The sequence below is a fragment of the Bacillus cereus G9842 genome (assembly GCF_000021305.1).
Taxonomy (GTDB): Bacteria; Bacillota; Bacilli; order Bacillales; family Bacillaceae_G; genus Bacillus_A; species Bacillus_A thuringiensis_S.
The window spans coordinates 3,517,342-3,530,518 of the sequence record NC_011772.1; the positions used below are offsets into that span (position 1 = coordinate 3,517,342).

The following is a 13,177-nucleotide window of genomic DNA, read 5'->3' on the forward strand; positions in this document are numbered from 1 at the left end:
TCCCCTTCTTTTCCCTATCTACTATTCACATTCGTATTTGTAAATCTCCTTACCATATCCTCTATCAATTAGTAAAAGTTCATTTGGATATAGTGTCTTATGCTCCATTCCTACTTCTTCCTCTGTTATAAACATCCCATCAATAATCATTCCTACTACTTGTGACTCTTTCGCTACAAAGACAGATTTCGAACCTTTCTTGGCTATAAACGTAACGGATTGCACAGTTTTTCTTTCTGCTCGAAATGGGATACCAAAATAATGTTTCCACCATTTATTTCGAAGTAATTCTGGTTCAGATTGATATAACCAATCTTTCGCTACTTCTTGATCCCATTCGTAATACAATAGCGCTTTCCGGTGAAATCTTGGACGAACAATCCATCCTAAAACGATTATGCCTACTACTAGCAGCAATAAAGTGATAGGAATGACAAACTTAAAAATAAGCGCATACTTTTCATAAAACGGCGCACTTTGAATATGGAGTGATATTTGCTTCTTTACTTCTTGTAATTTCGCATCTTGTATAACGATGGTAGCTTCTACGGTGCCAGTATCTGTGAAATTGAATGTGTCGGAGTAATAAGGACGAGGATAAACGTAAATTTGATTACCACGTTGTTTTATTTCATAGTTGATTGATTGTTTAGATGTGACACCAGTAGATTTTAATAGTTTCTTTACAGCCCCTTCTGTCATCGGCTTACCATCTAACTTTGGTTGTAAAATAAACGGTTTACTATTCTCTAAATTCGTTACTTTTTCTTCATAATCTTTCGTAACAGTTTGAAGTGATAATTTTGGCTTTTCTGTTGTTTCAATTTTGAATTCTTTCGTCTGTCTGTAAAATCCCTTTATATTCATATGAACTTTTCCACGTACTAACCCTTTACCAATCTTCGTTTCGTAATAAAACACATGCCTCTTATCGTTCCACTTCATCGGATATTGTTTTCCGTCTATTTCTACTTCTGCTTGAAAGTAAGAAGACTGAATTGGTAACTCAGTAGGCTTTGCTTCAATAACAGCAGTAACACCTTCGTACATTTGTTCAACATTTTTTTGACTATTATCATCTTTGTCATAAGTAGAAACCGTATAGTTAAGCGCTGGTTCAACAAGTACTTGCAATCCTTCTTTCTCAATATCCCGATCCACTTCTATCGTATATGTTCCTGGTTTAATGACTTCCTGATTTTCCGTGCTTATATGAACTATATTTCCGAATAATTTCGCTTCTCCGGGTGCATGTATGGAAAAAGAAGACTGTAACTGTAATGGTTTCGAAATTTGTGTGACCTGATAATTAGACAGCGAAGGCGATTGTCGTACAAGCGCCATACGCTTTAATGGGAACGGCGTTGTAATCTCTACTTTCTTTCCTACTACTTTCGTTTTTACAATCGATTCAACGGAGGAGAATGGATCACGATTCGCAACTAATGCTGCCACTTGATTTACACTTTTTACAATGCCATCCTCTCCGCTTGACGGCATCGTAACTCCGTTTATCTCTTTCTTCCATATTTCCTTGAACGTATTTAGTTGTTCTTTTTCTTGTTGTCCTAAATCTTCTTCCATCGTAATTAAGACTGGATGTAACGATATCTTTTTTGCATCCATTTCTTTCTTAAACTGGGCTAATTTCTGTGTAATTTGTTCTTTTCCGCCAACTTTATCTTTTTCTAGATCATTAAATGCCCCGTCAGTTAATACAATAAGCCAAAATTCACGTTTTCCATCTATATCTGCTTCCTTTTTTATAGATTGCATCGCCGTCTCTACTGCGCTAAAAGGAGTATTTAAATACGTTTTCCACGCTCCAATTCCTTCAATTTCTGTTTGCCTTTTATCCTTCGTTAACGAAATGTTTAACGGATTATTCGGCTTGCTCATTGGAACATAAGAAAATGTATCTTTTTCATCTAATAGCGCAACTAAACTTTGCAAAGCGTAATTGGCATATTTCCAGCGATCGTTATTTCTCATGCTGCCCGAATCATCATATACAAGTGAAACGACCCTTTCCTTTGCCTCCTCTCCTTTTGCAAAAGTCCAATAAGGATGTAACCATATAAATAGAAACAACATGAATGTGGCACAAATTCGAATTTTCATGATGAGGCTTCGCCACCTTTGTAGACAAATTCCTATGTTTAAATTTATGAGAGGAAACAAGATATATGACTTGTATTTTAGGACAACTAACCCACCATAACTTTATTATGTAAACATATATATACACTTGGTAATATTCTTTATAGCATTTTCTATCCAATTATATAAGCAAAAAAGCCTGTCTAAGCTTCATACTTAAAACAGACTTTTCCTACTTTTCATATTAAAAACACACAACAAAAAGTTTGATTTTTTAATTAGCACATTACTTCAATTGTAAATCCACCAGGTGCTTCAACGTAAAATGTATATGCATGGGCATGCTTAGGAGGCTCCACCAAAAATCCATCTTTCTTCAATCTTTGATTTATCTTATCTACTTGTTCTTCACTTCCTTGTGGAAATCCTACATGAAATGTTTTTGGATACTGAACTTCTTTTCCCTTCATTAAAGTTAGTATAAATCCATCATTATCACGCATAACTACAAAGGCATTCCCCCTTGTTCCACTACAAATTAAACCAAAATACCTCTCTAAAAACTCTCTAGATGCTGTTACATCTGTAACTGTTAAATTAAGATGTTTAATTCCCAATCCTCCACCTTCTTTCTCAATTTTCTAATATTTTATCATACAAATAAAAAACACGCCTTTCACAGCGTGTTTCATTGCTTCACATATACTTCAACAATTGGATTATCTTTGTTATCTGCATGTAAGCGTATATTCGCTTCACTCGTATTATAAATGCTGGCTAATAGCATAATTGTTAACAAATTAGGAGTCTTAGCATCACTTCCGTATTTTCTTTCAAGCGCTTCTTTATATTCAAACTCTAAATCCCCCTGTATATATGTATACACTTCAAATCCATCCTCTAAATTGCAAACTACTGTATCAATAATATCCGCTCCTACTTGTTTCTTCATTTCATCTCGCAATGCTTCTATAAATTCTTTCCACGGTACTTCGTATGTTTGAAACTGATCTGTAGATTTCATTGCCTTTCCCTCCTTACTATATCCTTTCTCTATATTTCCCCTTTCATATAACAATTATGATAGGTAGGTCATTCGTACAAGCCGCACTTGTCCCCCTTACATATCGTATTACTGTAAGGGGGAAGGAGGACAGAACATGCATAGACAAAGATGTTATGATACGTGCCGACGTTATTTCGGTAAAGTTGTTCGAATTGAAGATCGCGATGGTCGCATTCATTTAGGCAAAATAATCGATGTGACAAATGAATCTGTATGGATCGAACCAATGCAACAGCGCTCATCTTTTGATACAGGATTCGGATACTATGACGCATATGCAAACGGTGGTTGTGATCTTTGCGGCGGCATTAGCAGGTGTGATAGTTGCGGATTTGGTTGCGGTGGTGGATTCAGTAGCTGTGGATGTGGCGGTCGTGGTTGCGGTAATTGTGGTGGCGGCGGCTGTGGTGGCGGTTGTGGCTGGGGCGTTGAACTTGGATTTGGTTTCATCTTCGGAATTACTTTAGCTGCATTATTTTTCATTTAACATAGTAAAGAGTTGACTACCTTTAGCCAACTCTTTTTCTTTATTTTTCACATATAAAAATACGATGCCCTAAAATATGTTGGTACATAAGCCGTACATTTTCATGCTGTACCCATGCCTCATATAACTCATTCGGAATATATGTTGATACATTCCATTCCGGCTCTTCTATATAGCTAGATATCGTTTCTGCAATTGTACCACCGCCAGCAATTGTAATTCTTTTGAAATTTGCTTTCTGAAATAGTTGTACCCACTCATTCTCAGTTAATAATTCTTTCATGCCATATAATTGGGCAATTTTTTCTTCCTCACTCTTCTCAATATGTGTATTAATAATCATTTCAATGACAACAAGCTTACCATCCTTCTGTAATACACGATAGCACTCTGATATAACCCTTTCTTTATCTGTAAAAGCGAGTATCGATTCCCCAAGCACAAACTCAAATGAATCATTTAAACAAGGTAATCGCTCTGCATCACCTTGAATCAATTGTACATTCAATCTTTCAAACAACCATCTATCTTTCGCTTTTTGAATCATAATTTCATTCTTTTCAACCGCTGTTACTTTATAACCGAATTCTTTTGTCATGTAAGCCGCTGTTTTCCCTGTACCACAACCTATCTCAAGGACATCCGCTCCTTGTCTAAGAGGCAGTTGTGCTAGCAATTGTTTTGTTAACGTAAAACCACCAGGATGAGCACTTCCTATTCCGTAATAAGCTAAGAAATCGATGTAAGTATTTCGTTCCATGGGATTCTCCCTTTTTTATTTTATATATTCAAGGAAGAATGAAAAGTGCATAAAAAAAGGGCGCATCACGCGCCCCCTCAGCTTATTTTTCCTCACCGATATATGCCCATTTGTAGCTGTAATCTCCACCAACTGGGTGGTGAACAATTCCTTTTACTTTTGCTCTTTGAACAATTGCATCACCACGTTGATATAATGGTGCAATTGCTGCATCTTCCAGTAACATTTTCTCCGCTTTCAGTAAGCTATCCCAACGATCTTTCGTTTTCGTTAATAGCTCGCCTTTACCTTTTTGCACAATTTCATCATATTTAGGATTTGAATATCCTGTTTGGTTATGAGGCCCATTTGTAACGAACATATCAATGAACGTCATTGGATCTAAGTAGTCAGGGCCCCAACCAGCGTAAGATAAATCATAATCTAGATCTGATTCTAATTTTAACTTTTGTTTAAATGGCTGGTTTTTCAAATTCACTGTTAAGCCTGGTAAGTTTTTCTCAAGTTCTCCTTTTAAGAACTCTCCTACTTTTTTCGCACCATCACCATCATAGTTTAATAGTTCTACTGTAATTGCATCTTTTCCAAGTTCTTTTTTCGCTTTTTCCCAATGCTCTTTTGCCTTTTTCACATCTGTTTTTAAAATATCTCCATTTTCTTTACGGAAGTCTTTTCCATCTGGGCTCTTAGCAAATTCTTTTGGTACTAAGTAATCTGCAGGTGTAGAACCATCATTTAAAATTACATTCGTTAAGCCTTTTTTATCATACGCTTTTGCAATCGCTAAACGTAAATCTTTGCTCTTTAGCACTGTATCTTGCCCACCACGTTTTTGGTTTAAGCGTAAGAAGTACGTTGACGGTGTTTTTTGTGTAAAGAAATCGGGGCTTGATTTATATTTGTCAACAAATTCAGATGTAAGTCCTGAGCGATCAATTTGTCCACTTTCATATAAATTGACACGTGTACCGCTATCTTTTACCACATTAAAGTTAATTTCTTCCAACTTAACTGTTTTATTATCCCAGTATTGTGCATTTTTCTTTAACTTCCAACCTTCTTCATGTTTCCAGTCTGTTAATGTAAATGGTCCGTTGTATAACGTTGTATCTGCTTCTAAACCGTACTTTTCTCCTTTTTCTTTTACAAACTTCTCGTTTAATGGATAAAATGTTCCAAATGAAGTTAATTCTACAAAGTAAGGAACTGGATTTTCTAATTCTACTTCTAACGTATAGTCATCTACAGCTTTTACTCCTAACGTATCTAGCTCAGCTTTTCCTTCATTAATCGCTTGTGCATTTTTTAAATCAAACATAATGTATGCATATTCTGCTGCTGTATTTTTATCTACCGCACGTTTCCAAGAGAATACGAAATCTTTTGCTGTTACAGGCTCTCCATTTGACCATTTTGCATTTTTATTCAATGTAAATGTATATTTTTTACCATCATCACTCTTTTTATATGATTCAGCAACCCCTGGTGTTGCTTTATTATCTTTATCAAGTCTATACAAACCTTCCATTACGTTGTTTAAAGCGAGAAACGATACTTGGTCTGTCGCTTTAGCAGAGTCCATAGATGGAATCTCTTGAGACTCTGTTAAATTAAGCACTTGCTTCGCCGCTAGCTTTCCGCCTTCTTTTTCACTGCTTTTTGGTGTTGTGCTTGCTTTATCTTTTTCCCCAGATCCAGAGCAAGCTGTTAATGCCATACTCATTACTAAAACTGGTGCTACTACCGCTGTTAATTTTTTCATCTTTTTTCTCTTCATTTTTGTACCCTCCCCAATTATATGTACGCTATTAACATTTAGAGATTCCCTACTAACTTTCGTTATCAGAAAATTCTTATTAATTAATATTCTACTGTTTTTTCTAGTTTTGTAAAGTATTTTTGTAAATTTTCTAAAAATTTATTTTTTTATGATAGTAACTTGTTGTTTTAACTACTATATGAATTATCCCCCGTCTACTATATGTAAACATCCATTCCCTTATTCCACTCTATTACTACGTTCTATATTTTTCTTATTAGCATGAGGTCTCTTACTATCATTCATCTTTCTTACTACTTACTGACCTCTCTAATTTCCTCGGATAGAACCTTCTTTATTACCTATCCGATTCTCAATAGGCTAACGAGATTTATTCCCTTATACATACTAAAAAGCATTTCACTTTATTTTTTCCGCCATCCTCAGTTACATACGCCCACTTAAAGCTATATTCTGAACTGATGTTATGTTTCACAATTCCTTTTACATTCGGTTTCATTACGTACGATCTTCCTGTTTGATATAAAGGAACTAACCCTGCATCTTCTTCAAGGAATAATTTCTCAGCTTTCCCTAACGTTTCCCAGCGTTTTTTCGCATCACTCATTAATTCATTACCTGCTTTTCCTACCATTTCATCGTATTTTGGATTTGAATAACTCATTTGGTTGTACGGGCTCTTCGATTCAAACATATCAATAAATGTCATTGGATCCGCATAGTCTGGACTCCAACCTGCATAAGAAATTTCATAATCTTGCGCAGTTTCTAATTTTAATTTTTGTTTGAACGGCTGAATTTTTGTATTAATTGTTACACCTTTTAAATTTTTCTCAATTTGATCTTTTACATAGTCAGCAATCTTTTTCGCAGTTCCATCATCATAGCTTAGCAATTCAATTGTAACTTGATCTTTTCCAAGTTCTTTTTCCGCTGCTTCCCAAGCTGCTGCACCTTTTTTCGGATCATATTTTAGACCATTTTTAAATGCACCTTGGTAATCTTTACCACAAGGACCTGTCGCAAGCCCTTTTGGTACTAATTGATCTGTTGCTTTTGAACCGTTATTTAAAATAACGTTCGCTAAGCCTTTTTTATCAACTGATAATGCAATTGCTTCACGAAGTTTTTTGCTCTTTAAAGGCGTATCTTGTCCGTTACGTTTTTGATTTAAACGTAAGAAGAATGTACTTGATTCCGCATACTCACCATATTCTTCTTTGTTCGATTTATATTTATCTACAAACTCTCCTGATAGTAATGTAAAATCAATTGATCCTGTATCATATAAGTTTACTTTCGTTGCAACCTCTTTTACTACACTATAGTTAATTTCTTCTAATTTCACAGTCTTTTTATCCCAGTACTTATCATTTTTCTTTAGCTGCCAACCTTGTTCATGTTTCCATGAAGACATAACGAACGGTCCGTTATACAACGTTGTATCTGCTTCTAAACCGAACTTATCTCCTTTTTCTTTTACGAACTTTTCATTTAAAGGATAGTACGATGGGAATGCCATTAAATTCAAGAAATACGGTACTGGCTTTTCTAATTCTACTTCTAGTGTATAATCATCTACCGCTTTTGCTCCTAAATCTGTTAGAGGTTTTTCACCTTTATTAATTGCTTCTGCATTTTTAATATAGAAAGCGATAAACACATATTCTGCCGCTGTATTTTTATCAAGTAAGCGTTGCCATCCATATACGAAATCTTTCGCTGTTACAGGATCACCGTTTGACCATTTTGCATCTTTACGTAGTTTAAATGTATATTTTTTGCCATCCTCGCTTTTCGTACTAGACTCTGCCGCAGCAGGAATTGACTTATTATCTTTATCAAGGCGATATAGGCCTTCCATCGTGTTCCCTAAAATTTGCGCACCTAATGTATCAGTAGATTTAGAAGTATCCATCGTCGGAATTTCTTGGTTTTCCGTACGATTTAATACTTGTTTCGCTGCATATTTAATATCAGATTTTTTTCTTCCCCACTATTTGATGTAGTAGTCGTTTTCTTTTCCCCACCTGATCCAGAACATGCTGTCAATGCAACACTCATCGCTAAAACTGGTATTACAACTGCCGTTAACTTTTTCATTTTTTTCTCTTCATTTTTGTACCCTCCCTAATTATATGTACATTACCAACCCTTGAGAGACCCCTTACTAAAGACTTTTTTTTAGAAGATTACAACTAATGTCATTCTACTCTTTTTTCCGTAATTGCAAATAGGTTTATTTTAAATATTCTGTTTTTTATTTAGTAGGATTTATCTTCTATCTACTATATGTACATACTATACACCTTATTCTCCTCTATTTAACCATACTAAAAATTAGTATTTTAAGCTCACAAAAAAAGCATTTAAAAGTAGCTAAGCCACTTTTAAATGCTTTTTCAACTCTATTATTTTTCAGTAACATATGCCCACTTATAGCTGTATTCTGGGCTAATATTATGCTTAACAACACCTTTTACATGCGGTTTCATAACATAAGATCTAGCACTTTGATATAAAGGTACAAGAGCTACATCTTCTTGAAGAAGTAGTTTCTCTGCTTTTCCTAGTTCCTCCCAGCGTTTCTTCGCATCACTCATTAATTCCCCACCAGCTTTTTTAATTATTTCATCATATTTCTGATCAGAGAAACTCATTTGGTTATGAGAGTGCTTACTTTCAAACATATCTAAATATGTCATTGGATCCGCATAATCTGGGCTCCATCCACCATATGAAATATCATAATCTTGATCTGATTCTAATTTAAGTTTTTGTTTAAACGGCTGCAGTTTAATATTTACTGTTACACCTTTTAAGTTTTTCTCAATTTGATCTTTTACATATTCCCCAACTTTTTTCGCATTACCAGTATCATAGTTTAAAAACTCAATTGTAACTTGATCTTTTCCAAGTTCTTTTTTCGCTTCTTCCCATGCAGCAGCTGCTTTTTTCGCATCTGGTTTAATACCGTTTTTAAACGTTTCTTGGAAGTCTTTCCCATCAGGTCCAGCTGCTAAGCCTTTCGGCACTAAATAATCTGCAGGTTTTGACCCATCATTTAAAATAACATTTGTTAAATTCTTTTTATCAATTGATAGCGCAATTGCTTCACGTAATTTCTTGCTCTTTAATGGTGTATCTTGTCCACCACGTTTCTGGTTTAAACGTATAAAGAACGTACTTGGTTCGTTATACACCCCATATTCCTCTTTATTATTTCTATATTTGTCAACAAATTCACCTGTTAATAAGGAGAAATCAATTTGACCACTATCATATAAATTCACATTAGTTGCTGGCTCTTTTACAACACTATAGTTAATTTCATCTAATTTCACAGTCTTTTTATCCCAATATTGATCATTCTTCTTCAGTTTCCAACCTTGCTCATGCTTCCAATCAGTAAGAACGAACGGTCCATTATATACAGTTGTATCAGATTCTAAACCGTATTTATCCCCTTTTTCTTTTACAAATTTCTCATTTAATGGATAGTACGATGGGAATGCTACTAAGTTTAAGAAGTATGGTACTGCTTGTTCTAATTCAACTTCTAAAGTAAGGTCATCTACTGCTTTAACTCCTAGTTCTGTTACAGGTTTTTCACCTTTATTAACCGCTTCTGCATTTTTAATTGGGAATGCAATGAATGCATACTCAGCAGCTGTTTTTGGATCTAATAAACGTTGCCATGCAAATACGAAATCTTTCGCTGTTACAGGATCACCATTTGACCATTTTGCATCTTTACGTAATTTAAATGTATATTTTTTACCATCCTCACTCTTCGTGCTTGATTCTGCCGCAGCTGGGATTGGTTTATTCTCTTTATCTAAACGGTATAAGCCTTCCATTGTGTTCCCTAAAATTTGAGAGCCCAAAGTATCTGTACTCTTCGACGTATCCATTGTTGGAATTTCCTGATTTTCTGTTTTATTGAACACTTGTTTCGTTGCTAATTTTTCCCCTGACTTACTATCTCCACCAGAGCTAGAATTTGTGCTTGTCTTCTTATCTCCACCTGATGTAGAACATGCTGTTAACGCCATGCTCATTGCTAAAACCGGTGCTACAACTGCTGTTAGTTTTTTCATTTGTTTCTTTTTCATTTTCTGTACCCTCCCTAATTCTAAACGATAGCTATTCAAGAATTTTCTGATAATTCTGTTTTTCTCTATATATTTATCAGACGATTCTTACTACTTCTTATTCTACTAATTTTTTAAAATTTGTAAAGTATTATTATTGAAAATTTTTAAAAAATTATTTTCTTACAGTAATATTCATAAAAATTCCATATGATCTTCAAATTCTATTTCTCTTTCATATAAATGTACCACTTTAATGGTATTTATCATATTTACACATTAAATATCTATGAGCTCTTGTTAATAAATAATGTATATTTTTAGAAACTCCTTTCCTACAAAAATAAAAAAAGTCAGCAAAACTGACTTTTTACCCGGCTATTTTTTCTCTTTTCATTTCCTCTATTACTTTCGTATACTTCTCATCATCAAATTCATTTTCACTTTTTGCAACAACTACAGTTGCAATACCGTTACCAATTAAATTAACGATAGCACGTGCTTCTGACATGAAACGATCTACACCAAGTAATAGCGCTAAACCTTCTAATGGGATAACATTCATTGCAGATAAAGTAGATGCTAGCACAATAAAACCTCCACCAGTTACTGCTGCTGCACCTTTAGATGTAACTAATAAAATAGCTATTATAGTTAATTGTTGACCTAGTGAAAGATCGACATGAAAGACTTGAGCTAAAAATATAGTAGCCATCGATAAATAAATTGTCGTTCCATCTAAATTAAATGAGTATCCTGTCGGAATGACTAAACCTACTACTGGCTTCGAACATCCCAAGTCTTCCATCTTTGTCATCATTCGCGGCAGTACTGATTCTGATGACGATGTCCCGAGAACAATGAGTAATTCTTCTTTAATGTGAGCTAAATATTTCCACAAACTAAATTTGTACAGTTTACAAATAAAATTTAAAACAATAAAAACAAATAATGCCATTGTCGCATATACACAAATCATTAATTTGCCAAGTGGTATGAGCGTGCTTAAACCATACTTCCCAATTGTAAATGCCATCCCACCGAATGCTCCAACCGGTGCTAATTTCATTACAATTGATAAAATGTTAAAAAATACTTTCGATAATCTTTCAAAAAAGTCAATAACCGGTTGTCCATTTTTCCCTAACATCGTTAACCCTGCGCCGAATAAAATGGAGAAGAACAGAACTTGTAAAATATCACCTTTGGCGAATGCTTCAAACATGTTAGACGGCACGATATGTAAAAAGAAATCCATCCATTTCATTTCTTGTCCGCTTTGTACATATTGCGAAACATCTCCGCCCTTTAGTTTTGAGGGATCTAATCCGTCTCCAGGACGCACAACATTCGCTACGATGATACCAATAATTAAAGCCGCTGTTGTAACAATTTCAAAATATAATAGTGCCTTCCCACCAACACGGCCTACCTTTTTCATACTTCCCATACTTGCAATACCGAGCACAATTGTTAAAAAGATAATCGGTGCAATAACCATTTTAATCATATTGATGAATGTTTCACCAATTGGCTTCATTTGTTGTCCAACACTCGGCCAAATTGCCCCTACTGCAATACCACAAATAATGGCCACAATAACTTGGAATGTTAAATTCTTTGCAATTCTCATTTTTGCTACTCCCCTGTATTTTCATTTCTCCCAAACTATTTTAAGCAATAACATTTATTCTATGTGATAGCCCCCTTGCTATTTAACTTAAACCACAATTTTATGTTACACTATTATCTTTAATTTGAAAATAGTATATAACATTTAAGAATAAATGACATACTATTATACACAATAAAAAGCAGACATTACGTCTGCTTTAATTCTCCTCAATTTGCTTTTCACTTAACCCTAGATGTGTTCTAAGAGTATTACTCAAACTCTGCAAATCTTTTTTATTAGGATTATAATAATATACACGTTGCCCATTTGGACCATTAGGTAAATATAAATCATCACCAGCTAGTTGTATTTTTTCAACTGAACCGTTTAAACCGTATTTATAAAAAGATAAAATATCATCCATTACTAAGTTTGTTTTAAAATCGTCGTCAACTGCCTCAACTATTTTTTCTAGCTTCGTAATCGATCCTACACTTTTTAATTTACTTAAAATCGATTCAATAACAAGTTGTTGCCTCTGCCCTCTCATCGCATCACTATCAATATGGCGCGTTCTTGCTAGTGCAAGTGCTTCTTCCCCATTTAATTTTTGCAATCCTTTTTTCAAATGAATCGCATCAGGTTCATCTTTACTATTTTGCTCCGTAAATTCAACTGGGACATCTACTTCAATACCATCTAACCCATCAACAATTTTAGTAAAGGAACCAAAATTAAATTTCACAAAATAATCAACGGGCACTTGTAACAATTTTTCTACCGCTTCCACAGAAGCTTGCGGTCCTCCATCTTTACCATTTTTAACGAAACCACTTCCATATGCATGGGTTATTTTATCTTTTTTCTTTTCAACTGGAACGTATGTATATGTATCACGCGGTATGCTCGTTAATTTCACTGTTTTATCGTCTTTATTAAAAGTCGCTAACAATAATGCATCTGTATGAAATGCACCATTATACTCCTTTTGTCGTTCTTGATTTTCATCAATTCCCATAATTAAAAGTGAAACATGATTTGCAATTGGCTTTACAGATTTCTCACGTAAATTGGATTTTTCACCTCGTGCTAAATTCAAATTAGATTTTTGTACGAGACTAGAAGTTTTCATATATACATAGGCTCCATAGCCAATTCCACCAAATAGCAATACCGCTAGTAGTAAACTTATTATCGTTTTCTTTTTATATTTTTGCTTATTTTTCTCTTCTCTTAAAGATGAATGATTCCCCATTTACTCTCCTCCTGTTTCTA

Annotated in this window: 9 protein-coding genes and 1 pseudogene; 1 reads left to right on the top strand and 9 read right to left on the bottom strand. The window is 34.5% G+C overall.

The window, feature by feature from the left end; all coding sequences use genetic code 11:
- Nucleotides 1–21: 21 nt before the first annotated feature.
- The 3 genes from BCG9842_RS17545 to BCG9842_RS17555 all read right to left on the bottom strand — a co-directional run bounded on the left by BCG9842_RS17545 (nt 22) and on the right by BCG9842_RS17555 (nt 3,124).
- On the bottom strand, nt 22–2,121 hold the full coding sequence (locus BCG9842_RS17545) for a vWA domain-containing protein (RefSeq protein WP_000702108.1): 2,100 nt from the start codon (nt 2,119–2,121) through the stop codon (nt 22–24).
- Nucleotides 2,122–2,378: 257 nt separating this feature from the next.
- Nucleotides 2,379–2,717 carry a VOC family protein gene (locus BCG9842_RS17550; RefSeq protein ID WP_000511532.1) on the bottom strand — a complete coding sequence of 113 codons (339 nt, stop codon included), beginning with the start codon at nt 2,715–2,717 and terminating at the stop codon, nt 2,379–2,381.
- Nucleotides 2,718–2,788: 71 nt separating this feature from the next.
- A complete protein-coding gene (locus BCG9842_RS17555) occupies nt 2,789–3,124 on the bottom strand; it encodes a hypothetical protein (protein ID WP_000842916.1) in 336 nt (111 codons plus the stop codon).
- 136 nt (nt 3,125–3,260) lie between these two features.
- Between BCG9842_RS17555 and BCG9842_RS17560 the strand changes: the two genes are divergently transcribed.
- Nucleotides 3,261–3,653 (top strand): hypothetical protein, encoded by a 393-nt coding sequence (locus BCG9842_RS17560; RefSeq protein WP_000555008.1) that lies wholly within the window; start codon nt 3,261–3,263, stop codon nt 3,651–3,653.
- A gap of 40 nt (nt 3,654–3,693) precedes the next feature.
- Here the strand turns inward: BCG9842_RS17560 and BCG9842_RS17565 are convergent, their stop codons facing one another.
- The 6 genes and pseudogenes from BCG9842_RS17565 to BCG9842_RS17590 form a co-directional block, all read right to left on the bottom strand.
- Complete coding sequence (locus tag BCG9842_RS17565) at nt 3,694–4,413, bottom strand: class I SAM-dependent methyltransferase (RefSeq protein WP_000440865.1); 720 nt, start codon at nt 4,411–4,413, stop codon at nt 3,694–3,696.
- An 82-nt stretch (nt 4,414–4,495) separates the two neighbouring features.
- Complete coding sequence (locus BCG9842_RS17570) at nt 4,496–6,190, bottom strand: peptide ABC transporter substrate-binding protein (protein ID WP_000823460.1); 1,695 nt, start codon at nt 6,188–6,190, stop codon at nt 4,496–4,498.
- A 373-nt stretch (nt 6,191–6,563) separates the two neighbouring features.
- Nucleotides 6,564–8,296 (bottom strand): annotated as a pseudogene (locus BCG9842_RS17575) (peptide ABC transporter substrate-binding protein).
- A gap of 308 nt (nt 8,297–8,604) precedes the next feature.
- A complete protein-coding gene (locus tag BCG9842_RS17580) occupies nt 8,605–10,308 on the bottom strand; it encodes a peptide ABC transporter substrate-binding protein (protein ID WP_000730154.1) in 1,704 nt (567 codons plus the stop codon).
- Nucleotides 10,309–10,657: 349 nt separating this feature from the next.
- Nucleotides 10,658–11,920: a dicarboxylate/amino acid:cation symporter gene (locus BCG9842_RS17585; protein ID WP_001216974.1), complete on the bottom strand. Its 1,263-nt coding sequence runs from the start codon at nt 11,918–11,920 to the stop codon at nt 10,658–10,660.
- 199 nt (nt 11,921–12,119) lie between these two features.
- Nucleotides 12,120–13,157 carry an LCP family protein gene (locus BCG9842_RS17590; protein ID WP_000526731.1) on the bottom strand — a complete coding sequence of 346 codons (1,038 nt, stop codon included), beginning with the start codon at nt 13,155–13,157 and terminating at the stop codon, nt 12,120–12,122.
- Nucleotides 13,158–13,177: the final 20 nt, after the last annotated feature.